The organism is Pelagibius sp. CAU 1746 (genome assembly GCF_039839785.1).
GTDB lineage: Bacteria > Pseudomonadota > Alphaproteobacteria > Kiloniellales > Kiloniellaceae > Pelagibius.
Map to the genome: position 1 here is coordinate 894176 of NZ_JBDOQT010000001.1, position 23194 is coordinate 917369.

Genomic DNA, 23194 nt, shown 5'->3' on the forward strand with positions numbered 1-23194 from the left:
ATATCCCGCGAAAATCTTCGCCTTAGGGGCGACAGGGCCTTTGCGGGCATGTTAGACTTGCCGCCGAGACCAATCCCTATTTATTGCGAACGACTTTGATTTGGAGCAACGATGGCTACCAATGCTGAAATTGCTGCGCGCCTGCTGCGTGACGCCGCCGGTTTCTTCCGTTCCGTGGGCGAGCAGAACCCGCCCCTGAAGGAGCACATGGACAACAACGCCCAGGCCTTCGAGGTCATGGCGCAGCGGGTCGAGACCGATCCCACCGGCGAGGCCAATTTCGGCCAGCCGGCCCCCGAGGGTGGCGACGCCCCCCAGGAGTAACCGTCCCTTTTTCGAGGTTTTGAGGCCCTGCGGGTCTGCGAGTCTGCGGCTCTAGCGCTTCTGGCGGTTCAGCAGGCGCAGGCGCAGGGCGTTCAGCTTGATGAAGCCGGCCGCGTCGCGCTGGTCGTAGACCGTGTCCTCCTCGAAGGTCACGTGCTCCATGGAGTAGAGCGAGTCCGGCGACTTGCGGCCCTCGACGATGACGTTGCCCTTGTAGAGCTTCAGGCGCACCGAGCCGTTGACCTTTTCCTGGCTCCTGTCGATCAGCGCCTGCAGCATCTCGCGCTCCGGCGACCACCAGAAGCCGTTGTAGATCAGCTCGGCATAGCGCGGCATCAGCTCGTCCTTCAGGTGGGCGGCGCCGCGGTCGAGGGTGATGGACTCCATGGCCCGGTGGGCGGTCAGCAGGATGGTGCCGCCCGGGGTCTCGTAGACGCCGCGGCTCTTCATGCCGACGAAGCGGTTCTCCACCAGGTCCAGGCGGCCGATGCCGTTGTCGCCGGCCAGCTTGTTGAGGCGGGTCAGCAGGGCGGCGGGCGACAGCGCCTCGCCGTCGACGGCCACCGGGTCGCCCTTCTCGAAATCGATGGTGATGACGGTCGGCCGGTCCGGCGCCTCCTCCGGCGAGACGCTGCGCGAGAAGACGTATTCCTCCGGCGCGTCCCAGGGATCCTCCAGCACCTTCCCCTCGGCGGAGATGTGCAGCAGGTTGGCGTCGACCGAGAAGGGCGCTTCGCCGCGCTTGTCCTTGGCGATGGGGATCTGGTGCTTCTCGGCGAAGTCGATCAGCTTGGTGCGGCTGTTCAGGTCCCACTCGCGCCAGGGGGCGATGACGTGGATGTCCGGGTTGAGGGCGTAGTAGCCCAGCTCGAAGCGCACCTGGTCGTTGCCCTTGCCGGTGGCGCCGTGGCACACGGCGTCGGCCCCGGTCTCCCGGGCGATCTCGATCTGGCGCTTGGAGATCAGCGGCCGGGCGATGGAGGTGCCCAGCAGGTAGACGCCCTCGTAGACCGCGTTGGCGCGGAACATCGGGAAGACGTAGTCGCGCACGAAGACTTCGCGCAGGTCCTCGATGTAGATGTTCTCGGGCTTGATGCCCAGCATCTCCGCCTTTTTGCGGGCCGGCTCCAGCTCCTCGCCCTGGCCCAGGTCGGCGGTGAAGGTCACCACCTCGCAGTTGTAGGTGGTCTGCAGCCATTTCAGGATGACGGAGGTATCGAGGCCGCCGGAATAGGCGAGCACGACTTTCTTGATGTCGGACATGGTGGAGAAGAGCCTCTGACTGGAAATCCGCGCGGAGTATAGGCAAAGAGCGGGTTAGGGCAAGGCGGATGCCTCAGGGCCGGGCGGCCCCTTCTTCTGCGCCTTCGGGCCCGTCCAGCTTCGGCCAGCGGATGAAGGCAAAGAGCCATACGACGATTACGTTCACCCCGGGAACCAGCATGGCCAAACACCACCAGCCGGAGAATCCCGCCCGCTTGGCAATGGGCGCATGAAGGCCCACCAAGAACGCAATTACCGGCAGATTGATCAACAGAGCAATGAGAAGGCCTTCGCTCATTGCGGCGGCTCCGGAGCTTCCTCGGTCCTGCCGTTGGGCCACCTTGCGAAGGCGAGCAACAACACGACTACCAGCCACCCGGCGAAAGGGATGAGGATAAGAAGAGATGTCGCCGGGTTCATCCCGGTGCGGAAGAAAATGCGCCAGAGAGGAAAAAGGAACAGAACCGCCAAAATGGCGGTATCGATGGCTATATCGGTAAGGAAGTCACCGGTATGGAAACCCAAAACGACCCCGATCCACGGTTGATACTGAATCGTATGACAGCAATCTTAGGTCGAGATTGCATTTTTGCCAAGAACCGGGACATCTAAGGGGAGTGGGGGCTGGCTCGGCATTCGCCGCGGAACTAGGGTCGAGCTTCTGGTGGGGCCGCCGTCTCGCGCTCGCTCTTCTTCTTGCGTTCGGAGGCGGACTTGAGCTGGCCGCAGGCGGCCAGGATATCCTCGCCGCGGGTCGCCCGCACGGGGCTGGAGATGTGCGCGGCCGAGAGGATGTCGGCAAAGCGCGTGATGGTCGCCTTGCTGGAACACTCGAAGAAGCTGCCGGGCCAGGGGTTGAAGGGGATGAGGTTCACCTTGGCCGGGATGCCCTTCAGCAGCTTGATCAGGCGCCGCGCGTCCTCCTCGCTGTCGTTCACGCCCTTCAGCATGACGTACTCGAAGGTGATGCGCCGGGCGTTGTGGGTGCCGGGATAGGTACGGCAGGCCTCCAGCAGCATCTTCAGCGGATACTTCTTGTTGATCGGCATGATGTGGTCGCGGGTCTTGTCGTCGGTCGCGTGCAGCGAGACGGCAAGGTTCACATCCAGCTCGCGCCCGCAGCGCTCCATCTCCGGCACCACGCCGGAGGTCGACAGGGTGATCTTGCGCTTGGAGACCGAGAGACCTTCGTGGTCCATGGCGATCTTCATCGCCGTGGCCACGTTGACGTAGTTGTAGAGCGGCTCGCCCATGCCCATGAGCACGATGTTGGTGATGAGGCGGCCTTCGGCCGGGGCCCCAGAATCGTCCCCGGGCCATTCGCCCAGGCCGTCGCGCGCCACCATGATCTGGCCGACGATCTCGGCCGGCGAGAGGTTGCGCACCAGGCGCTGGGTGCCGGTGTGGCAGAACTTGCAGGTCAGGGTGCAGCCGACCTGGCTGGAGACGCAGAGCGTGCCGCGGTCTTCCTCGGGGATGTAGACCGTCTCCACCTCCTGGCCGTCGGCCAGGCGCAGCAGCCACTTGCGGGTGCCGTCCTTGGAAACCTGGGCCACCGCCACCTCGGGCCGGCGCACCTCGTGGGTCTCGGCCAGGCGGGCGCGGAAATCCTTGGCCAGATTGGTCATCTCCGCGAAGTCGGTAACCCCGCGGTGATAGATCCAGTGCCATAGCTGCTTGGCGCGGAAGGGCTTCTCGCCCAGGGCGGCCAGTTCGGCCGCAAGCTGCTCGCGCGACAGCCCGACGAGGTTGCGTTTCCCGTCGTGGGCGGCCCCCCTGGCGTTTCCTGAGGCTTCAGGGGGCGGGGCGAAGGCTTCGGCATGCTGGCTCATGGGGCGTTAGATAGGCCCTTCGCAAGGTTAAAACCAGCCCTTTGCGGCCCGGCAGGCCCTCAACGAGCCCCCGTGGAGCCCCCGGATCGGCGCCGCCTAGATCGAACCGTGTGAATCCGATCTATCCCAATAGTATAGAGCAGATTCACAGGGTCCCATTGAGCCTTGGGGGATCGCCTGAGGCGAATCCGGCCGGCCCTGATCTGCTCTACAGCCCGCAGGCCTGGCTGATCGCCTGGTAGGCCCGGGTGAAGCCGGACAGCGAGTAGGTGTCCTTGGTGTTGTTGCCGCGCGCGGAGGTGCCCTGGACGGTCATGGTGCTGCCCTTGATCATGGCCTGCACCAGCTTCTTGTCGGTGTCCTTGTCCACCGTCCAGGCGGACTCCCGCTCGGTGAAGAGGCGCAGTTTCATGGACCCGATCTGCACTTCCACCGGCGCGCCTTCCTTGTAGGGATAGCCGGCCTGGATGCTGACCTCGTCGATCCGGTTGTCGCCGGGGCGGTGGGTCACCATGGCGTGAATCTCGCCGCGCTTGGAGTAGTTCCCCTCGGCCTTGGTGGGTTCGCTGGCCATGAAGCAGATCGGCTTGCCGTCCTCCAGGTACTTGAAGGCGCTCCAGTTCGAGTAGTCGCCGAGCCGCTCGATCGACTGGGCCCGGGCCTCGCCGGCCGGCAGGCCGGCCGAGAAGGCGCAGGCGACAAGCAGGGGCGCGAGCAGGGATGAGAGATGTCTTGGCAGCATGGTCCGCGGTGATGGGATGTTATTCTTGAGCATGGCGGATATTATAGGATTGAGCAGCCGCGCCGCCACCCCCCGTTTGGAGGACCGCCGATTTTGCCGGATGGCCGCGTCCGCGCGGCCCGGGGACCCCACGAGGTCCCGGCCCATTCGGCCCCGGTTCATTCGGCCCCGGCCCATTCGGGGGGCGGCTCGTTCGGAGGCGGCGGTGGCGGGACCCCCGGAGCGGGGGCTGGCGGCTGAGGCCGGCAAGGTCTTGCCGGAAGAACAGGCGGAGTTGGTCAGGATGGCCTATTTCGAGAACCAGGCCCGAGGGCGGCGCGCCCAGGGGGCCGAGCGGCCGTCGGGCCGCCTGCGCAAGGCGCCGAACGTCCTGACGGGGAACGCCCCGGCGGGGAGCGCCCGGGAGCGTGCAGAGACATGACCGAGCCTGCACGCTTGCCGCGCTATCATTTCGACCGGGCACTGCTGCTCGGCTACGCCGCCGGCAGCCTGCCGGAGGGACTGGCGATCCTGGTGGCCACTCACCTGTCGCTTTGCCCGGCCTGCCGGGCTGCCGATCCCCGATTCGTTGATCCCCGGGCCGCCGGCGGGGTGGCGCCGGAGTCGGGGCTGGAGTCGGGGCTGGAGTCGGGGTTGGAGTCGGGGCAGGAGGGCGGCGATGGCCTGCTGCCGCCGCCGCTGCGTGCCTATCTCGGCGATGCGCTGGAGAGCCTGGATTGGCAGCCGCTGGCGCCGGGGGTGGAGTCGACGCCTCTGCGGCCGGCCCGCTCGGCCGCTGCCGGAGCTTGGCCGCCGGGTGTCGAGGTCGCCCTGGTGCGCCTCGCGCCGGGTGCCTCGGCGCCGCGCCACAGCCACGCCGGCATCGAGGCCACGGTGATCGTCCAGGGCGGCTTTGCCGATGACAACGGCAGCTACGAGCGGGGGGATGCCTGGATCGTCGATGCCCGCATCACCCACACGCCGGTGGGGCTTCCGGGCGAAGGCTGTCTCTGCCTCGTCTACCTGGACGGCCCGCTGAAGCCGGCCAACGACACGCACGTTGCCAGTATCTGACGGCTTCCCGGAAGCGGTGGTCCGGAACGCTTCTGCGAAAGTGCTTCGTAGCCGGCGTTGTGGCGGCCGGGCGGCTGTCTCAGCCGTCCTTTTTCGTGCGGATGACCTGGGCGCCCTGCACATGCTTGGGCAGGGGCTCGGGCGTGGCGCGGGGGTTGACCGCGCGGCGGGCGAAGCGGCCCTGGCTGATCAGGCGGTCGTACATGACGATGGCCCCGGCGGTGCCGACGTTGACGCAGAACCTGGTCGGGATCTTCACCAGGTGGTCGCAGCGCGCCTGCAGCTCCGGCGACAGGCTGCCGCGCTCCGGCCCCAGCACGTAGGCCGCGGCCTGGGGGTGGAAGAAGGAGGGCAATTCCACCGCGTCCTCGGTCAGTTCCACCCCGACCAGGGCGCAGCCGCGCGGCAGCGTCAGCTCCGCGACCGACCGATAGGTGTAGAGCGGCAGGTGCTTGGCCGCATCGGAGGTGTCGGAGAGCTTCACCTCCTGGGCGTTGAAGGCCGGCTCGATGGTGAAGAAGAAGCTGGCCCCAAAGGCGTGGGCGGAGCGCATCAGGGCGCCCAGGTTCATGGGCTTGCTGATCCGTTCGGCGCCGATGGCAAAGTATCCTCGCATGGCGGGAGAACTTGCATGGCCAGGGCCGGGGAGGCAAGCTGCTTCGCCGCCCGCGGCACCCCCGAAGCTCCTCCGAAATTGACGATCTCAAGCGATGTCTTCTGACCTTCCCTCGACCGAAAGTGCCGCCGCCAATCCTCTGCTGGTGGAGGTGACCCGCGGCGGCCAGGTGGAAAGCCGCCACCGCGCCGCCCTGGCGGTGGTCGATGTCGAAGGCAAGGTGGCGCTGTCCGCCGGCGGCCATGAGCGCCCGGTCTATGCGCGCTCGGCGATCAAGTCGCTGCAGGCCATCGCCTTGGTGGAAAGCGGCGCCGCCGACGCCTTCGACGTTTCCGAGGCCGAGCTGGCGCTGGCCTGCGCCAGCCACAAAGGGGAGCCGCGCCACGTGGAGACGGCCACGGGCTGGCTCGCGCGCCTCGGGCTTTCCGTCGACGATCTGGAGTGCGGGCCGCAGCTGCCGGGCTACGAACCGGCGCTGATCGAACTGCTGGCCGCCGGCGGCGCGGCCACCCAGGCGCACAACAACTGCTCTGGCAAGCACAGCGGCTTCCTCACTCTGGCGAAGCACCTGGGCGCGCCGACCGCAGGCTACGTGAAGTACGAGCATCCGGTGCAGCAGCGAATCCTCGGCGTGCTGGAGGCCATGACCGGCCTCGACCTCTCCGCTGCGCCGCGCGGCGTCGACGGCTGCGGCATCCCGGTGATCGGCATCCCGCTCGGCAACATGGCCCTTGCCATGGCGCGTTTGGGCGCGCCCGACGACCAGCCGGAGCCGCGCCAGGCGGCCTGCGCGCGCATCCGCAAGGCGGTGGCGGCGCATCCCTTCATGGTGTCGGGGACCGGCTGCTTCGACACCCGGGTGATGGAGCTGACAGGGGAGAGGGCGCTGATCAAGACCGGCGCCGAGGGTGTCTACTGCGCCGCCTTTCCGGAGCTGGGCCTGGGGGCCGCCATCAAGGTCGACGACGGTGCCGGGCGCGCGGCGGAGATTCTCATGGGACGCCTGCTCAGCCACTTCGGAATTCTCGGCGAAGACCAAGCCGCCGCACTGGGCGGCCTCCTCACCGCGCCGGTGCTGAACCGCGCCGGGCTCACCGTGGGCGAGATCCGTCCCGCGGCGGACATCCCCTTCTAGTTCGACGCTCCCCGATCCGACTTGAGGTCCAAGCGACATGCGAGCCATGACCTGCCGCGCCTGGGGCGGCCCTGAAACCCTGGCCCTGGAAGACCGCCCACTGCCGGAGCCGGGACCCGGCCAGGTGCTGATCGACGTCGCCGCCGCCGGCGTCAACTTCGCCGACACGCTGATGATCGCCGGCAAGTACCAGGAGAAACCGGAATTTCCCTTTTCGCCGGGCCTGGAGGTCGCGGGCCGTCTGCGCGCCCTGGGGGCCGGGGTCGGTGGCCTGAGCGAGGGCCAGCGCGTCATGGCCCTGACCGACTTCGGCGGCTACGCCGAGGCGGCGCTGGCGCGCGCCGGCGATGTCTTCGCGCTGCCCGACAGCCTCGATACCGCGCGCTTCGGCTGGGCCGAGGCGGCGGGCTTTCCCATCACCTACGGCACCGCGCACTGCGCGCTGCGCTGGCACGCCGGCCTGCGGCCCGGCGAAGTGCTGCTGGTGCATGGCGCGGCCGGCGGCGTCGGCTTGGCTGCGGTGGAGATCGGCAAGGCCATCGGCGCCACGGTGATCGCCACCGCGGGCGGGGCCGACAAGCTGGCCGTGGCGGAAGCGCACGGCGCCGACCATCTGATCGATTACCGCGAAGAGGACATCCGCGAAAGGGTCAAGGAGATCACCGGTGGCAAGGGCGCCGACGTGGTCTTCGATCCCGTCGGCGGCGATGTCTTCGACGCGTCCCTGCGCTGCATCGCCTGGTCGGGGCGCCTGCTGGTCATCGGCTTCGCCGCCGGGCGCGTGCCGCAGATCCCGGCCAACATCCTGCTGGTGAAGAACGTTGCGGTCATGGGGGTCTACTGGGGATCCTACCGCAAGCACGCGCCGGCGCGCTTGGCCGAGGAATTCCGCGAGTTGTTCGACTGGGTCGAGGCGGGCCTTCTCAGGCCACACGTTTCACACAAGCTTGACCTTCCCCGGGCCGCCGAGGCCATGACATTGCTGCTGGAACGGCGCTCCACCGGCAAGGTGGTCCTCACCACCGGCGCGGCCTAAACTCCCCGTTCCGGGGGCCGAGGAGAGGGATGCCTCGGCGCACGCCCTTCCCGCCATCGAAGAAGCCATGACCGACAGCGTTCGCGACCAGTACGAAGCCTATCCCTACCCCTCGCGCGACCCCGCCGACGAAGCCAAGCGCCTGATCGTCGGTTCGCCGAGCAATCTGCGCGAGGTGAACCATTATCTCTTCGGCGGGCGGCGCGATTTCACCCGGCCCTTCCGCGCCCTGGTGGCCGGCGGCGGGACCGGCGACGCCACCATCATGCTGGCCCAGCAGCTCGCCGATGCGGCCGGGCCGGGGGGAACGGCGGGGGAGGTGGTCTACCTGGACCTCTCGGCGGCGTCGCGCAAGATCGCCGAGGCGCGCGCGGCCGCCCGCAAGCTCACCAACATCCGCTTCGTCACCGGCTCCCTGCTCGACCTCGCCGGGCTCGACCTGGGGAGCTTCGACTACATCGACTGCTGCGGCGTGCTGCACCACCTGGCCGAGCCGGAGGCGGGCCTGGCGGCGCTGACCGGGGCGCTGGCCCCGGACGGCGGCATGGGGATCATGGTCTACGGCACCTATGGCCGCAGCGGCGTCTATGCCCTGCAGGAGGTGCTGCGCAAGCTGGCCGGCGACCGCCCGCTGGGCGAGCAGGTGAGCCACGCGCGGCGCCTGCTGAACAATCTGCCGGCGACCAACCTCTTCGCGCGGAACCCGGTGCTGCGCGACCACAGCGGCAGCGACGCCGAACTTGTCGACCTGCTGCTGCATAGCCAGGACCGTTCCTACAAGGTGGAGGAGATCGCCGAACTGCTGCGCGGCGCCGGTCTCAACCTGATCTCCTTCATCGAGCCGCTGCGCTACGATCCCGCGACCTACCTGAAGGATCCGGTGCTGCTGCGCCAGCTCGCCGGCCTCTCGCCGGAAGGCCGTGCCGCCGTCGCCGAGAAGCTGGCCGGCAACCTGAAGACCCACGTCTTCTATGTCTCCAGACGCCCGGCCGCCGACACCCTGGCCTGGCCGGACGGGCCGGAGGCCATCCCTGTCTTGCGCGTGCTCGACGGCGCGCAGCTCGCCAAGGCGGTGCAGCGCGACCTGATGCTGAAGGGGGAGTTCGATGGCCTGGCGCTGAAGTTCCCTTTGCCGCGTCTGGCCACCGCGGTGCTGCCCTGGATCGACGGCAACACCACCCTGGGCGAGATTCAGAAGGCGTTGGAGCAGCTCGATCCGCGCCAGGACTGGGATCACTTCAAGGCCCAGTTCGACCAGCTCTACCAGGTGCTGGGCGGCCTCAACCATCTGCTGATCCGCTACGCGCCCTGAGGGCCTCCGATCCGGGAACGGGCCCTTGCGCGCAAAAGCAAAGGGCGGCCCGCCAGGGGCCGCCCTCTATCTCGTGGCTGTCGCGTCCCGGGGTCCGGCATCCAGGGCCGGACCGGGGGATGACCTCCTTAGCTGGCGCCGTGCTCCAGACCGATGTCGCGCAGCAGGCGGCTGTCCAGGTGACGCGTCGCCTGAATCAGCTTCTGGGCCTTGCGTTCGGCCACGTAGGCGTCGCGCAGGTCGAGAGCGAAATCGTAAGCGGCCATGAGGGCGCGGCCCAGCAGGCCCACGACCGCCTGGCCGGGCATGTAAGGACGAGCCGTGTAGATCATGTTGGCCATGGTCCTGTCTCCTTTGTCTTGGCGGTCCGCTCTCGGCGTTGCCTGCAAGCCAACGCTCCACCCGGGCCACCGGTTATCCCAATCTCTTGAGGGGGAGATAGGCCTTTATATGCAGGGAGACAAATGCCGCCTGATCAGGAGAACTATGCAGCGGCAGCATAGCTCAATTTCATTTTACCTTAACAATTTCAATGTGTTGTCGCGTTCAGGACAAAACGGGTCGGAGGCGCTCCAAAGCTTCGCCTAAACGCTGCGGCGAGCCGGCGAAACAGAGCCTCAAGTGCCCCTCGCCGCCCGGCCCGAAGGCCGATCCGGGGGCCAGGCCGACGCCGGTCTCGGTCAGAATCCGCTTGGCGAAGGCCAGGCTGTCGTCGACCCCCTCGACCCGGAAGAAGCAGTAGAAGGACCCGGCCGGGCGCGCCAGGCTGACCCGGGGCAGGGCCGCCAAGCCCTGGAACACCAGCTCGGCGGCCTGGCCGCAGCGCGCCACCAGGGCCTCCACGAAAGGCTCGCCCTCGGTGAGGGCGGCCAGACAGCCGTGCTGCAGAAAGCTCTGCCCGCCGGAAGTGTTGTACTCGATGAGGTTGCCCAACACGGCCCCCAGCGCGGCGGGGTGGACCAGCCAGCCCTGGCGCCAGCCGGTCATGCACCAGGCCTTGGAGAAGGAGTTGACCACCACCAGAGGATCCTCGGGCGCGGCGAGCTGCAGGAAGGAGGGCGCGACCCCGCTGGGAAAGCGCGCCGGGTCGAAGACGAAGCGGTGGTAGACCTCGTCGGCGATCAGCCAGATGCCGCGCCGGCGGCAGAAGTCGAGGACGGCCTGCTGCTCGGCCTCGCTGATCACCCAGCCCGTCGGGTTGGAGGGGGAGACCAGGAAGATCGCCGCCGTCTTGTCGTCGCAGGCCGCGAAGAGACGCTCCAGGTCCAGCGCCACGCCCCCTTCGGGCAGCACCGTCATGGGCACCGTTCGCACCTCGCCGCCGGCGATGCGGGCGGCCGAGAGCACGTTGGGCCAGACCGGCGTCGGCGCCACCAGGTTGGCCCCGGCGGTCAGCACCGCCTGCAGGGTCAGCATGATGGCGTTCATGCCGGAGGAGGTGACGGTCACTCGCTCCTCCCCGACGGCGGCGCCGAAGTGGCGCGCCAGATAGGCGGTGAGCGCCCGGCGCAGCGCGGGCAGGCCGTGCTTGGGCGTGTAATAGGTATGGCCTTCGCGCAGGGCGCGGCTCGCCGCCTCGCTGATGAAGGCGGGGGTGGGCTCGTCGCCCTCGCCGACGTAGAGCGCGATGAGGTCTTCGATCTCGAAGCCCATCTGCCAGACCTCGACGATCTTCGAGGGCTCGAGCGCCGCCGCCACCGGGTTCAGCGGCGGGGTCAGGGGCGGCTGCGGGAACGCGGCCATTCGCGGGGCGTCAGGCGCTCAACTCCGGCAGCCCCTTGTAGAGATCCAGGGCTTCCGGGTTGGCGAGCGCTTCCTTGTTCTTCACCTGGCGGCCGTGCACCACGTCGCGCACCGCCAGCTCGACGATCTTGCCGCTCTTGGTGCGCGGGATGTCGGCCACCTGCACCACCTTGGCCGGCACGTGGCGCGGCGTGCAGCCGTTGCGGATCTGCGTCTTGATGCGCGCGGTCAGCGCGTCGTCCAGCACAACGCCGGGGCGCAGCTTGACGAAGAGCACGACGCGCACGTCGCCTTCCCAGTCCTGGCCGATGACGATGGCCTCCTCGACCTCCTCCAGCTTTTCCACCTGGCGGTAGATCTCCGCCGTGCCGATGCGCACGCCGCCGGGGTTCAGGGTCGCGTCGGAGCGGCCGTAGACGACGATGCCCTCGTGCTCGGTCAGCTCCACGAAGTCGCCGTGGTGCCAGATGTTGGGATAGGTCTCGAAGTAGGCGGCGCGGTAGCGCGCGCCGTCGGGGTCGTTCCAGAAGCCGATGGGCATGCAGGGGAAGGGCTTCACGCAGACCAGCTCGCCCTTCTCGCCGCGCAGCGGCTTGCCGTCGTCGTCGTAGACCTCGACCGCCATGCCCAGGCAGCGGCGCTGGATTTCGCCGCGCCATACCGGGCCGATGGGGTTGCCGCCGAGAAAGCAGGAGATGATGTCGGTGCCGCCGGCGATGGACGACAGGCAGATGTCGTCCTTGACGTGCTGGTAGACGTAGTCGAAGCCCTCGGGCACCAGGGGCGAGCCGGTGGAGGTCATCAGCCTCACGCTGGAAAGGTCGTGGGTCGACTTGGGGTCGAGCCCGGCCTTGTTGAGCGCGTCGATGTATTTCGCCGAGGTTCCGAACAGCGTCATTTTCTCGGCGTCGGCGAAATCGAAGAGGATGTTGCCGTCGGGCGCGAAAGGCGAGCCGTCGTAGAGCAGCAGCGTCGCCTCCGCGGCCAGCGCCGAGACCAGCCAGTTCCACATCATCCAGCCGCAGGTGGTGAAGTAGAAGACGCGGTCGCCGGGCTTCACGTCGCACTGCAGAATGAGTTCCTTCAGATGCTGAAGCAGCGTGCCGCCGATGCCGTGCACGATGCACTTCGGCTTCCCCGTGGTGCCGCTGGAGAACATGATGTAGAGCGGCGCGTTGAAGGGCATGCGCGTGAAGGCGATCTCGCCGGCCGGGAAGGGCGCGACGAAATCGTCCAGGGTGACCGCCCGGTCGATCGAAGAGACGTCGGACGCGCCGATATAGGGCACGACGACGATCTTCTTCAGGCTCGGGAGCTGGGCGGTGAACTCGGCGATGCGCGGGCGCGAGTCGATGGTCTTGCCGTTGTAGTAGTAGCCGTCGGGGCAGAACAGCACCTTGGGCTCGATCTGGCCGAAGCGGTCCAGCACGCCCTGCACGCCGAAGTCCGGCGAGCAGGAGGACCACACCGCGCCCAGCGAGGCGGCCGCCAGCATGGCGACGACCGTTTCCGGCATGTTGGGCATGAAGCCGGCGACCCGGTCGCCGGGGCCGACGCCCTCGGCGGCCAGCGCCTGGGCGGTGCGGGAGACCTGCTCGTAGAGCTCCCGGTGGGAGAGGCGGCGCTTCGCCTTGTCCTCGCCCCAGAACACCAGGGCGTCGCTGTCGTCGCCCGGGGTGTTCAGGGCGTGGCGCAGCAGGTTCTCGGCGAAGTTGAGCTTGGCCTCCGGAAAGAAAGCCGCGCCGGGCATCTTGTCGGCCTTGACCGCCACGGGTCCGCGTTCGGGGTCGGCGATGACGCCGCAGAAGTCCCAGACCGCGGTCCAGAACTTTTCCAGCTCGCTGACGGACCAGGCGTAAAGGTCGTCGTAGCCGGCGAAGTCCAGGCCCTGTTCCCACTTCAGCCAGGCGATGAAGGCGGTCAGGTTGGCTTCCGCGACCCGCGCTTCGGAAGGCTGCCACAGCGGTCCGGTCATCTTGATCTCCCAGTAGTCTCTTGTCGCCGCTCGGGGCGCGCCGCCCCGGCGGCGGAGCGAGGCCCGTGGTTCTGCTGTCGGTTCCGGGACGCCAGTATGGCCAAGCGCCCTGCGCCGATCCAGGGATCGCTCCCCGGGTTCTCCCCCAATTACTCCCAGAGCATCCCTGGGTGGCGTAAGGCGTGCCCGGTGCCCCGAGGGGCTGCCGGTCTGGTTTATGCCGCGCCTCGGCAAGATTGCAAGCGCGCGCTGCCGGCGTTCGCGCCGCGCCGCATGGCTGTCCTGCAACCCTGGGGGTGGTGACGGATTCGGCCTGACCCTAAGATGGCCGGCGAATGTCTTCCTCTCGGTCCTTCTTCCCGCGCGGCCGTCCGCTCTCCGCGCCGCTGCAGGGCGCGGTCTATATGATCGCGGCCGCCTTTCTCTTTGCCGTCATGAACGGAGCCATCCGCCTGCTGGGCGACGGCACCGCCTCTGAGGGGGCGGGGGGCATGCACCCCTTTCAGATCGCCTTCTTCCGCAATGTCTTCGCGCTCGGCATTATGCTGCCTTGGCTGGCGCGCCACGGGCGGGTGGGGCTCAAGACGGAGCGCCTGAAGACTCACTTCTGGCGCGCCGCCTTCGGCCTCAGCGCCATGCTGTGCTGGTTCTCCGCCGTGGCTTACCTGCCGCTGGCCGAGGCGGTGGCGCTGAACTTCACGGTGCCGTTCTTCGCCACCGCCGGGGCGGCGCTGGTTCTGGGCGAGGTGGTGCGCGCCCGGCGCTGGACCGCCACGGCGATCGGCTTCCTGGGCGTGGTCATCATTGTCCGGCCGGGCTTCGTCGAAATCACGCCGGTCATGGCCCTGCCGGTGGTCGCCGCCGGTTTCATGGCGGTCTCGGTGCTCTTCGTGAAATCGCTGTCGCGCAGCGAGGCGCCGGCGACCGTCGTCCTTTACATGAACCTGCTGCTGACACCGCTCTCCCTGGTGCCGGCGCTTTTCGTCTGGCGCTGGCCGACCCTGCCGGAACTGGGTCTCGGCCTGTTCATCGGCGCCTGCGCGGTGACGGCGCACATCTTTTTCACCCGCGCCTTCGCCCGCTCCGATGCTTCCGCCATCATGCCTTTCGACTACGCGCGCCTGCCCTTCGTCGCGGTCATCGGGTTCCTGCTGTTCGACGAAGTGCCCGACGTCTGGACCTGGGTCGGTGCGGCGGTCATCGCCGGGGCCGCCATCTACATCGCCCAGCGCGAGGCGCGGGTGGCGCGCGAGCGGCCGACGTTGCGGGCCGGTGCGGAGTCGGTCCAGGGCCGTCCATGACCGAAGGGAAGGGGCATGGCCGGGGCGGGCTCTACGGAGCCGCCGCGGCGCGGATCTCCGGAGCCTGGCTGCGACTGTCGCCCAATCATCGCGGCGCCCTGTGGATGATCGCCGCCAGCCTGGGCTTCACCGTCAATTCCGCGGTGGTGAAGACCTTGGTGGCGGGCCACGCGGGAAGCGGGGGGCTCGACGTCTTCCAGGTCGCCTTCGCCCGCGCGCTCTTCTCCTTCGCCTTGGTTCTGCCCTTTCTGCTGCGCGCCGGGCCGGGCGCCCTGCGCACCCGTCACCCCGGCATCCATGGGCTGCGCGCCTTCTCGGGCGCCGCCGCCATGATCTGCGGCTTCTACGCGGTGGGACAGTTGCCGCTGGCCGAGTTCATGGCGCTGAGCTTCACCCAGCCGCTTTTCGTCACCCTTCTCGCGGTGCTGGTTCTGGGCGAGGCCGTGCGCTGGCGGCGCTGGCTCGCCACGGCGGTAGGCTTCATCGGCGTGCTCATCATGATGCGCCCCGGCGCGGCGGCCTTCGATCCGGCAGCCCTCGTGGCGCTGACCTCGGTCTTCGGCATCGCGCTGGCGGTGATCCTGGTGAAGCGGCTGCCGGCGGGCGAGAGCCATACCACCATGCTAACCTATTTCTGCCTCATGTCGCTGGGGGTCACGGCACTGCCGGCCTTCCTCACCTGGAGGCCGCCCAGCCTGGAGCAATGGGGTCTTCTGGTGGCGGTCGGCGCCTTGGGGGTTGCCTCCCAGGCCATGATCATCCGCGCCTACCGGGCGGGCGAGGCCAGTTTCGTCGCGCCTTTCGACTACCTGAAACTGCTGCTCGCGGGCCTGATCGGCTTTTACTTCTTTTCCGAACTGCCGGGGCTCTGGACCTTGGTCGGGGCGGCGGTCATCGTCGGCGCGGCGTTCTACACCGCCCGGCGGGAGGCAGCCCAGACGCAGGCGCGGTGGGCGGCGGGCGGCGCGCCGCCGCCCCGGCAGCCTGAGGACGGGCCGCGCCGGCCCTAGGCCGGGTTCAGGACTCCCTACCCTGTTCCGGGTCGGCGGTTTGCGCCGCGGCGGCGGGCCCGCGCAGGCCGAGCGCGGCGAGGCGGTGGCGGGCCGCGTCGCGGTGGCGCTCGTTGATGTGGCCGGAGACGATCCGCAGGGTGGCGAAGAGCACCGTCGCGTCGTCGGTGAAGCCCAGGCCGGCGACGAAATCGGGGATCATGTCGCTGGGCACCACGAAGTAGGCCAGGGCGGCCAGCAGCATGGCCTTTACCGGGCGCGGGGTGCGCGGGTCGAAGGCGCAGTAATAGGCGCTGACCGCCTCCTCCAGGAAAGGCACCTGTCCGAGGCTGCGCCGCAGCTTCACCCAGAAACCCCGCTCCACCTTGTCCGCGTTGCGCCGCAGCACGCGCGGGTCCTGGTTCTTCGGGTCCTCCGGCGCGGTATAGGGCACGACGTCGCGCCCGGTGCGAGGGGTCGTCATGGAGGAGATATGGGGAGGCCGCCGCCCGGCGGCAAGGCGGCCCCCCCTCGCATCGGCCCCTCGCATCGGCCCCCTCGCATCGGCGGTGGCGATGGTGTATGTCAGGCCCCGACGCGAACGAGAGAGAGCGATGCTGGAAACCGCGCAGCCGCTTCTGCGGAACTTCTGGTACCTGGCCCTGCCGGGCAGGGATCTGCCGCGCGGCGGCAAGACCGGCCTCACTCTGCTGGGCGAGCCGGTGCTGATCTGCCGCGGCGGCGGCGGCGAGGTCTTCGCGCTGCGCGACATCTGCCCGCACCGGGGCATTCCGCTGTCCCACGGCAGCTTCGACGGCGCCGAGGTGGCCTGCTGCTATCACGGCTGGCGCTTCGGCGCCGACGGCCGCTGCACGGAGATCCCCTCCCTGACGCCGGGGCAGGAAATGGATGTCAGCCGCATCCGCTGCGGCGCCTATCCCTGCCGCGAGGTGCAGGGCAACATCTGGGTCTACCTGCCGGAGAAGTCCGCGCGCCTGCCGCGCGCCGACCTGGAGGACCTGCCGGCGCCGCCGGAGCTGCCGAACTTCGGCAAGGCCGCGCCGCAGGTCTCGATCTCCCAGGTCTTCGACTGCTCGGCCGACCATGCCGCCTTCGGCCTCATGGACCCGACCCACGCCGCCTTCGTGCATACCTCCTGGTGGTGGAAGAAGAACGCCACCAAGCTGCGTCTCAAGGAAAAGCACTTTGAGCCGGCGCCGCTGGGCTGGCGCATGAAGCGCCATGCGCTGCCGCCGCAGAACCGGGTCTATCACCTGCTCGGCAGGGGCGTGACCACCGAGATCAGCTACGCCCTGCCGGGCCTGCGCGTCGAGCTGATCGACGGCGACAAGCACCGCGCCGCGGGCCTGACCGCGATCACGCCGATCAACGACAGCCAGACCGTGGTGCATCAGGCGCTCTACTGGACGCTGCCCTGGACGGCTCCCCTGAAGCCGCTGGCGCGCTATCTCGCCAACGTCTTCCTGACCCAGGACCGCCGCGTGGTCGACATGCAGCAGGAGGGTCTGGCGCACGATCCCAGCCTCATGCTGATCGACGACGCCGACACCCAGGCCAAGTGGTTTTACCGTCTGAAGCGGGAATGGCTGCGCGCCGCCGAGGAAGGCCGCCCCTTCGAGAACCCCATCAAGGAATGCACCCTGCGCTGGCGCAGCTAGCCGCCGCGAGCTGACCTCGCGCTATCGACGTAGCGGCCGTCGACCAGGGCCGGTACGGTCGCGCTGACGTCTTCCTGGGCCGCCAGTTCGACGTCCTCCGAGAACCCCGCGGCGATGAGCTCCCGCCCGGAGCGGCTGCCGCGCAGGGTTTGCGGAATCTCGCTCTTCAGCTCCAGGTAGCCGGCCTTGGCGGCCCGGGCCTCGGCAGTGAGGCGGCCTTGCAGGCGGGCGATGACGGCGCCGGCGCCCAACAGGTCCTCGATGGCCGGGCGCAGGGCGCCGCCGGGCCAGTGCTCGCCGCCGGCGATGACAGCGATGCGTCCCCCCGCGCCCTGCGCCGCTGCGTCCTGCACCGCCGCGGCCAGGGCGGTGGCGTTGCGCAGGCTGGCGGCGAAGGCGCGCTTTTCCCGCACCATGGCCGAGAGCGCCGATCCATTGGGCGAAGGCAGCAGCAGGCGCGTGCCCGGCGCGAGGCTGCGCAGGGAGGCGGGCGACAGGCTGGGCCCGCCCGCGGCCTCGGCGCGCGGCTTGGCCAGCACCGCCTCGCCGCGGCGTGCCGCTTCGTCGGCGCCGTACTTTTCCAGCGGGAAGGGCAGCACCTCGGCGCCGTGGGCGACGGCCACGTCGACGGAGGTGGTGAAGCACAGCACGTCGAGGATGATGAAGACATCGCAGCTGTCGAGCAGCGCCGCCAGACCGGCGCGGCCCCAGGCGAAGTCGATCTGTGGAGCGGTCATCGGATCTTCCGGGGATTGCGGGCCGGCCCCGGTGATAGCCCGTAACCGCCCCGGCTGTCGCCCAAAAAAGAAGCGGCCCCGCAGGGGGCCGCTCCGCTTCCAGGGGTCCGGGCTCCGGCGTCAGCCGTTGGCGGCGTGATCCAGCGGCGGCGCGTCGGACATCTCGTCCGGATCTCCGCTCGCAGCCGGGGCTTCGCCGGCATCTGCCGCGGCCGCGCCGCTCAGGGACGCCTTGCGCTGCGCCTCGGCCTTTTCCAGCTCCCGCGCCAGGTCGCCGACCCGGCGGATGATCTCCTTCACCGTCGGGGCGCCCTCGTCCTGGGTCTCGTCCTGGGCCTCACTCTCCGTCAGCTCCGCCATCTCGGCCTCGGGGGCCTCGATTTCGGCAGCCTCGATTTCGGCAGCCTCGATTTCGGGGGCCTCGATTTCGGCGGTGCCGGCGTCCATCACCTCGGGCTCGGCCATCTCGGGCTCAGGGACGGCCATCTCCGATGCCACGGTCCCGCCGCCTTCGGCTTCATCATCGCTCTCGGCCAGGGCCATGGGGTCGTCCTCGAAGGCCACGTCCTCCATCGCCGCTTCCGGGGTGGTCTCGAAGGGCTCGGCGATGTCGCTCTCGGCCACGGCGGCCATGGGGGCCATGTCGACGTCGCCCGCCTCGTCTTCTTCGCCTACAGCTTCGGCGGCGCCTTCCATGTCCGCTTCCCCGGGGGCCGCCTCTGCCACGGCCTCCTCGGCCATCGTCTCCCCGGTTGCCACGTCGTCGCCGGCCACGTCGTCACCGGCCATGTCGTCACCGGCCACGTCGTCACCGGCCATGTCGTCACCGGCCATGTCGTCACCGGTCACGTCGTCATCGGCCATCTCTTCAGCCGTCATGTCTTCCGCGGCGGCATCCTCTGCGGAGGCTTCGTCGGTCGTCTCGAACATCTCCGCCGCCTCGGCTTCCGCTTCCTCGTCGGGCGCCGCCTCGATAATCAGCGGAGACTCGGCCTCCTCGCCGGCCGGCTCCTCCGGCTCCACGACGGCTTCCAGGTCGGGGGCTTCCAGGTCGGGGGCTTCCAGGTCGGGGGCTTCCTCTTCCTGCACCGTTTCGGGCGCCGCGGCGCCGGCTGTCCGGGCGCCCGCGCCCTCCACCAGGGCGCAGACCCGGGACTCCAGGTTCTGCAGGGTTTCGGTGAAGGTTTTCTGCTCGATCGACTGCAAGACCGAGTGCAGCATGCCGCGCAGTTCCTCGTTCTCCTGGGAGAGGCGCTGGTTCTCCGCGATCTGGCTCTCGATCTCGCTGCGCGCCGCGGCGAGCTGTGCCTCGATCGTCTCGATCAGGCCGATCACGCGCTCGCTGTAGTGCCGCTGCTGTTCATCCATCAGGCCAAACCGCTGTTCGGCCGCCTCGACTCGCTCCCGCAGGTCGTTGATTTCAGTCATGTCGTGGAGAACCCCTTAACTGGTGACCCTCCGAGCCTGCCAGGAAAAGGTAAGCTTTTTCCTAATGGCAACCTTTCGTTTACCACGGGTGTTAAGTTACGGGGGTCCCGGCCGAGGGCGCTGCCCGCAAAGGGTCAGGAGCGCGGGCGGCGGATGGCCTGGTCACCCTCGACCAGGGTCCATTCGACCAGTTGGCGCAGCACCTTGCCCAGGGCCTGGTCGAAAGCGTCGATGATCACGGGAAGGTTGTCGGCCTCCGCGGCGATCCGGCTCTCGAAGGACTGCGAAGCGACGATGGTGCGCCGCGGCATCTGCACCAGCTTGGCGTTGAGGCCGACCCAGGCCTCCGGCGGCCCGCCGTTGTCGTAGACCGCTTCCAGTTCGCGCAGTTCGGACTTGAGGATGAAATCGGCGCGCAGGCCGACGGACTCGCGCCCGATGGAGACGATCTTCTCGGAATTCTCGAAGGATTCGATCATCAGGGTCTGGATCATGACCGGCGCGCGGTCGGCCCAGCCGGAACGGGCGTAGTATTCCAACTGCGTCGGCCGGCGCTGCAGGGCGATACGGGTAGTGTTGAGCCCGGCATTGGCGATCGGCGTCTCCAGGATCAACTGCCAGTTCGCCTGGGGCAGGTCGCCGCGGAAGGTGCTCTTGGGGGTCAGGCGGTACAGCTCCGGCGGTGGGCCCTGGCCCGGAACCGGCAGGCTGCAGCCCGGCGCCAGGGCGATCACCGGCAAGGCGGCGGCGGCGCGCAGCAAACTGCGCCGCCCGCAGCCCGGCTGCCGGTCGGCCTGGGGCTCCAGGCCCGTCAAGGGGGTGTCAGCTTTATTGTCCGCCATAGCCTTGCTCTGCCTCATAGCCTTGCTGCTGATCTCCGAAGATGAAACGGGCCGGGTCGCGCTGGACCTCGGTGGTGACGCGGTTGAGCACGACGATCAGGTCCCGGGCCTCGGTCAGCAGGTTGGTCAGCTCGTAAAGGCCGGTGTTCGAGAAGTCGCGGATCGGCTCGCGGTTCTCGGCGATCATGGCCTGCAGCTCGTTGGTCGCGCCGCTCAGGTTCTTGGCGGTCACCTGCAGACTGGCGATGAGTCCGCGCGCGTCCTCGGCTGTCAGGGTCACTTCGCGGTCGATGCCGCCGGCCATGTCCTCGAAGGCGGCCATGGTGGCGTCGGCGCGCTCGGTCAGGCGGGTGACGTTGCTGTCCATGGAGGCCGCCATGGTTTCCAGGCTGCCGGTGGCGTCGCGCAGGTTCTCCATGGTCAGGGCCGCGTTGTCGATCAGCGCGTCGATGTCGTCCCGGTTCTCGGCGATGGCGCCCGTGACAGCGGTCAGGTTGGCGATCAGTTGCTCGACGTTTTTCAGGTTGCGCTCGCTGAGCAGGGCTTGGGCGCGCAGCAGCAGGATGTTGACGTTTTCCAGAATCTCCGGTGCGTCCTCCAGCACCTGCTCGAAGGAGGACGTGCCGGCGGAGATCTCGGCCACCGCGCGCCCCGGCGGCGGTTCGAGCGGCGGCGATCCGGGCGAGCCGCCGGTCAGTTGCACGTAGCGCCCGCCGGTCAGGCCTTCCAGTTCCAGGGTCGCCTTGCTGTCGGCGCGCACCGGCGTGCGCTTCTGCACCTCGATGGTGACGCGGATGGCCGTCGGACGGTCGGGGTCGAGGTCGACGGAAATGACCTCGCCGACGCGCACGCCGCTATAGCGCACGGCGCTGCCTTCCTTCAGGCCCGTCACCGTGCTCTCGAAGACGATGTCGTAACGGGCGAACTCCTGCTCGAACTGGAATTTGGCGAGCCACAGCACGAAGCCGAGCAGGCCGAAGGCCAGCAGCAGCACGAAGAAGCCGACCATGATGTAGTTGGCGCGTGTCTCCATGACCTCTTTCGGATGCCCCTTCCTAAACCCCGTGTTCCGGCGCGGCGTGCCCGCCGGCGTGTCCCTCGCCCTGTCCCGCGCTCGTCGCGGCGGCGCGCCCGCGCGGGCCGCCGAAGTACTCCTGGATCCAGGGGTCCGGCTCGCGCATCAGTTCTTCGATGGTGCCCACCTTAACACGTTTGTCCACCAGGACGGACACCCGGTCGCAGATGGCGTAGAGCGAGTCGAGATCATGGGTGACCATGACCACGGTGAGGCCCAGGGCGCGCTGCAGGTCGCCGATCAGGCCGTCGAAGTTCGCCGCGCCGATGGGGTCCAGTCCGGCCGTCGGCTCGTCGAGGAACAGGATGTCGGCGTCCAGCGCCAGGGCGCGGGCCAGGCCGGCGCGTTTGCGCATGCCGCCGGACAGCTCGGCCGGGAATTTATGGGCGGCGTCCGGCGGCAGGCCGACCATGGCGATCTTCACCTCAATCAGTTCCCGGCGCAGCGCCGGGGGCAAGTCGCTGTGCTCCTTCATCGGGACTTCGATGTTCTGCGCCACGGTGAGCGAGGAGAACAGCGCCCCGTCCTGGAACAGCACGCCCCAGCGCGACTGCATGGCGCGCCATTCGCGCGGAGACAGGGCGGCGACGTCCTGGCCGAAGAGCACGATCCTGCCGGCGCGGGGCTTGTTGAGTCCGATGATGGTGCGGATCAGCACCGACTTGCCGGTGCCCGAACCGCCGACCACGCCCATGACCTCGCCGGCGCGCACCGAGAAATCCAGGTTGTCGTGGATCACCGCCGGGCCGAACTGGGTCCGCAGGCCGGTGACCGAGAGGACCTCTTCACCACGGCGGATTCGGCCCGAACCGATCTGATCCGGGCTGGCCTGCCCGCTGCCGTTCCGCATCTCGGAGTCGCTCATGGTCAGACCCCGATGATCGAGAAGAAGATCGACAGGAGGGCGTCGAGCACGATGACCAGGAAGATCGACTCGACCACGGCGCGGGTGGTCTGGCGGCCGACGGACTCGGCGCTGCGCGAGACCTGCAGACCCTCATAGCAGCCGATCATGCCGATGATGAAGGCGAAGAGCGGGGCCTTGATGATGCCGACCCAGAAGGTCCAGAGGGTGACGGCGTCGCTGAGCTGGCGCACGAACTGGAAGAAGGAGATGTCCAGCACCACGGTCGCCATGACCGCGCCGCCCAAGAGGCCCATGAGATCCGCGTAGAAGGTCAGCAGCGGCAGCACCAGCACCAGCGCGAAGACGCGCGGCATGACCAGGACCTCCATGGGGTCGAGCCCCAGGGTCTGCATGGCGTCGACCTCCTCGTTCACCTTCATGGTGCCGATCTGCGCGGTGAAGGAGGACCCGGAACGCCCGGCCACGATGATGGCGGTGAGCAGGATGCCCATCTCGCGCAGCACGCCGATGGCGACCAGGTTGACGGTGAAGATCTGCGCCCCGAAGCGCGCAAGCTGGTCGGCGCCCTGGTAGGCCAGTACCACGCCGACGAGGAAGGAGATCAGCCCGACGATGGGCAGGGCGTTGAGGCCGGTCTGCTCCATGTGGGCGATCAGCGGCACCAGGCGGATGCGCCAGGGCATCATCAGCGAGCGCAGGAAGACGATGACCGTGAGCCCGAGGAAGGACAGCAACTCGGTGCCCTCGCGCCCGATGCGGACGGTTTCCCGCCCCAGGCGCAGGGTGATGGCGATGATCGGGTTGTCTGGACGGGGCGGCGGCGGCAGCTCGATGTGCTTTCTGGCGACGGTGCCCAGCAGGGTCTCGATCGCCGGCGAGCTGCCGACCAGGGAGACCTCGGCGCCGCGGCGCTTCAGGTCGCCCAGCGTCCGGTCCAGCACCCAGGCCCCGGCGCTGTCGATGGCGCTGCAGGCGCTCAGATCGACCACCGCCGCCCGTGCGCCCTGCAGGTCCAGGCTGCGCAGGGCGTCGTCATGGCGCGCCAGTTCGCGGGTGGTCCAGGGGCCGGCGAACTCCAGGCGCAGGGTCTCGCCTTCGCGCCGCAGCTTCAGCGCGGAGGCGGGTCCGCCGTCGAGGTCCAGATCCTCTGCGGCGCTCACGTCGCTCTCCGCCGGCTGCAGTATGGCATTCCGGCCCCCCTCATCGCCGTTTTGACCGTCTTATCATAGCCTAAGCCCGGAGTC

Annotated in this window: 25 protein-coding genes; 9 read left to right on the forward strand and 16 right to left on the reverse strand. The window is 68.7% G+C overall.

The genetic code is table 11. The features are described 5' to 3' along the window. Positions 1–111: 111 nt before the first annotated feature. Entirely contained in the window at positions 112–324 is a 213-nt protein-coding gene (locus tag AAFN88_RS04210; protein WP_347518429.1) for a hypothetical protein, read from the forward strand. A 51-nt stretch (positions 325–375) separates the two neighbouring features. On the opposite strand, the gene AAFN88_RS04215 is transcribed toward AAFN88_RS04210, so the two are convergent. From AAFN88_RS04215 to AAFN88_RS04235, 5 genes are all read right to left on the reverse strand, one after another. After that, on the reverse strand, positions 376–1587 hold the full coding sequence (locus AAFN88_RS04215) for an argininosuccinate synthase (protein ID WP_347518431.1): 1212 nt from the start codon (positions 1585–1587) through the stop codon (positions 376–378). A 73-nt stretch (positions 1588–1660) separates the two neighbouring features. After that, positions 1661–1885, reverse strand: a complete 225-nt coding sequence (locus AAFN88_RS04220; protein ID WP_347518433.1) for a hypothetical protein — start codon at positions 1883–1885, stop codon at positions 1661–1663. Then, positions 1882–2112 (reverse strand): hypothetical protein, encoded by a 231-nt coding sequence (locus AAFN88_RS04225; protein ID WP_347518434.1) that lies wholly within the window; start codon positions 2110–2112, stop codon positions 1882–1884. Before AAFN88_RS04225 ends, AAFN88_RS04220 begins: the two co-directional genes overlap by 4 nt. Before the next feature lie 122 nt (positions 2113–2234). Beyond that, positions 2235–3419: a 23S rRNA (adenine(2503)-C(2))-methyltransferase RlmN gene (gene rlmN, locus AAFN88_RS04230; protein WP_347518436.1), complete on the reverse strand. Its 1185-nt coding sequence runs from the start codon at positions 3417–3419 to the stop codon at positions 2235–2237. A gap of 208 nt (positions 3420–3627) precedes the next feature. After that, the gene (locus tag AAFN88_RS04235; protein WP_347518437.1) at positions 3628–4194 is read right to left on the reverse strand and encodes an invasion associated locus B family protein; all 567 of its coding nucleotides are present in this window, start codon (positions 4192–4194) and stop codon (positions 3628–3630) included. Positions 4195–4366: 172 nt separating this feature from the next. On the opposite strand from AAFN88_RS04235, the gene AAFN88_RS04240 reads away from it, so the two are divergent. Together AAFN88_RS04240 and AAFN88_RS04245 are read left to right on the forward strand one after the other, a co-directional pair. Next, positions 4367–4582: a hypothetical protein gene (locus AAFN88_RS04240; RefSeq protein WP_347518439.1), complete on the forward strand. Its 216-nt coding sequence runs from the start codon at positions 4367–4369 to the stop codon at positions 4580–4582. Then, positions 4579–5214 carry a cupin domain-containing protein gene (locus tag AAFN88_RS04245; protein ID WP_347518441.1) on the forward strand — a complete coding sequence of 212 codons (636 nt, stop codon included), beginning with the start codon at positions 4579–4581 and terminating at the stop codon, positions 5212–5214. Before AAFN88_RS04240 ends, AAFN88_RS04245 begins: the two co-directional genes overlap by 4 nt. A 79-nt stretch (positions 5215–5293) precedes the next feature. Here the strand turns inward: AAFN88_RS04245 and AAFN88_RS04250 are convergent, their stop codons facing one another. Beyond that, positions 5294–5830, reverse strand: coding sequence for an RNA methyltransferase (locus tag AAFN88_RS04250; protein WP_347518443.1), 537 nt, complete (start codon positions 5828–5830; stop codon positions 5294–5296). Between the two features lie 94 nt (positions 5831–5924). Here AAFN88_RS04250 and AAFN88_RS04255 point away from each other — a divergent pair, with 94 nt between their 5' ends. The 3 genes from AAFN88_RS04255 to AAFN88_RS04265 all read left to right on the forward strand — a co-directional run bounded on the left by AAFN88_RS04255 (position 5925) and on the right by AAFN88_RS04265 (position 9313). Beyond that, on the forward strand, positions 5925–6965 hold the full coding sequence (locus AAFN88_RS04255) for an asparaginase (RefSeq protein ID WP_347518444.1): 1041 nt from the start codon (positions 5925–5927) through the stop codon (positions 6963–6965). Positions 6966–7002: 37 nt separating this feature from the next. Further along, positions 7003–8001, forward strand: a complete 999-nt coding sequence (locus tag AAFN88_RS04260; protein ID WP_347518445.1) for an NADPH:quinone oxidoreductase family protein — start codon at positions 7003–7005, stop codon at positions 7999–8001. Between the two features lie 67 nt (positions 8002–8068). Beyond that, a complete protein-coding gene (locus tag AAFN88_RS04265) occupies positions 8069–9313 on the forward strand; it encodes a class I SAM-dependent methyltransferase (protein WP_347518447.1) in 1245 nt (414 codons plus the stop codon). Between the two features lie 128 nt (positions 9314–9441). Here AAFN88_RS04265 and AAFN88_RS04270 read toward each other — a convergent pair whose 3' ends face one another. The 3 genes from AAFN88_RS04270 to AAFN88_RS04280 all read right to left on the reverse strand — a co-directional run bounded on the left by AAFN88_RS04270 (position 9442) and on the right by AAFN88_RS04280 (position 13031). Further along, on the reverse strand, positions 9442–9654 hold the full coding sequence (locus AAFN88_RS04270) for a hypothetical protein (protein WP_347518448.1): 213 nt from the start codon (positions 9652–9654) through the stop codon (positions 9442–9444). A gap of 205 nt (positions 9655–9859) precedes the next feature. Continuing rightward, positions 9860–11056, reverse strand: coding sequence for a pyridoxal phosphate-dependent aminotransferase (locus AAFN88_RS04275; RefSeq protein ID WP_347518451.1), 1197 nt, complete (start codon positions 11054–11056; stop codon positions 9860–9862). 10 nt (positions 11057–11066) lie between these two features. After that, positions 11067–13031 carry an acetoacetate--CoA ligase gene (locus AAFN88_RS04280; protein ID WP_347518452.1) on the reverse strand — a complete coding sequence of 655 codons (1965 nt, stop codon included), beginning with the start codon at positions 13029–13031 and terminating at the stop codon, positions 11067–11069. Positions 13032–13366: 335 nt separating this feature from the next. Between AAFN88_RS04280 and AAFN88_RS04285 the strand changes: the two genes are divergently transcribed. Together AAFN88_RS04285 and AAFN88_RS04290 are read left to right on the forward strand one after the other, a co-directional pair. Continuing rightward, on the forward strand, positions 13367–14332 hold the full coding sequence (locus tag AAFN88_RS04285) for a DMT family transporter (RefSeq protein ID WP_347518454.1): 966 nt from the start codon (positions 13367–13369) through the stop codon (positions 14330–14332). Next, positions 14329–15342 carry a DMT family transporter gene (locus tag AAFN88_RS04290; RefSeq protein WP_347518456.1) on the forward strand — a complete coding sequence of 338 codons (1014 nt, stop codon included), beginning with the start codon at positions 14329–14331 and terminating at the stop codon, positions 15340–15342. Before AAFN88_RS04285 ends, AAFN88_RS04290 begins: the two co-directional genes overlap by 4 nt. Before the next feature lie 7 nt (positions 15343–15349). On the opposite strand, the gene AAFN88_RS04295 is transcribed toward AAFN88_RS04290, so the two are convergent. After that, positions 15350–15805, reverse strand: a complete 456-nt coding sequence (locus tag AAFN88_RS04295) for a YkvA family protein (protein WP_347518458.1) — start codon at positions 15803–15805, stop codon at positions 15350–15352. A 130-nt stretch (positions 15806–15935) separates the two neighbouring features. Here AAFN88_RS04295 and AAFN88_RS04300 point away from each other — a divergent pair, with 130 nt between their 5' ends. Beyond that, positions 15936–17000, forward strand: coding sequence for an aromatic ring-hydroxylating dioxygenase subunit alpha (locus AAFN88_RS04300; protein ID WP_347518460.1), 1065 nt, complete (start codon positions 15936–15938; stop codon positions 16998–17000). Here AAFN88_RS04300 and AAFN88_RS04305 read toward each other — a convergent pair. The 6 genes from AAFN88_RS04305 to AAFN88_RS04330 form a co-directional block, all read right to left on the reverse strand. Beyond that, a complete protein-coding gene (locus AAFN88_RS04305; protein WP_347518462.1) occupies positions 16997–17737 on the reverse strand; it encodes a 2-phosphosulfolactate phosphatase in 741 nt (246 codons plus the stop codon). The genes AAFN88_RS04300 and AAFN88_RS04305 overlap by 4 nt on opposite strands. A 120-nt stretch (positions 17738–17857) precedes the next feature. After that, complete coding sequence (locus AAFN88_RS04310; RefSeq protein ID WP_347518464.1) at positions 17858–19165, reverse strand: hypothetical protein; 1308 nt, start codon at positions 19163–19165, stop codon at positions 17858–17860. A gap of 134 nt (positions 19166–19299) precedes the next feature. After that, a complete protein-coding gene (locus AAFN88_RS04315) occupies positions 19300–20007 on the reverse strand; it encodes an ABC-type transport auxiliary lipoprotein family protein (RefSeq protein ID WP_347518466.1) in 708 nt (235 codons plus the stop codon). Continuing rightward, on the reverse strand, positions 19994–21040 hold the full coding sequence (locus AAFN88_RS04320) for an MlaD family protein (RefSeq protein WP_347518468.1): 1047 nt from the start codon (positions 21038–21040) through the stop codon (positions 19994–19996). Before AAFN88_RS04320 ends, AAFN88_RS04315 begins: the two co-directional genes overlap by 14 nt. 22 nt (positions 21041–21062) lie before the next feature. Further along, positions 21063–21947, reverse strand: coding sequence for an ABC transporter ATP-binding protein (locus AAFN88_RS04325; protein ID WP_347518470.1), 885 nt, complete (start codon positions 21945–21947; stop codon positions 21063–21065). A gap of 2 nt (positions 21948–21949) precedes the next feature. Then, the gene (locus AAFN88_RS04330; protein WP_347518472.1) at positions 21950–23110 is read right to left on the reverse strand and encodes an MlaE family lipid ABC transporter permease subunit; all 1161 of its coding nucleotides are present in this window, start codon (positions 23108–23110) and stop codon (positions 21950–21952) included. Positions 23111–23194: the final 84 nt, after the last annotated feature.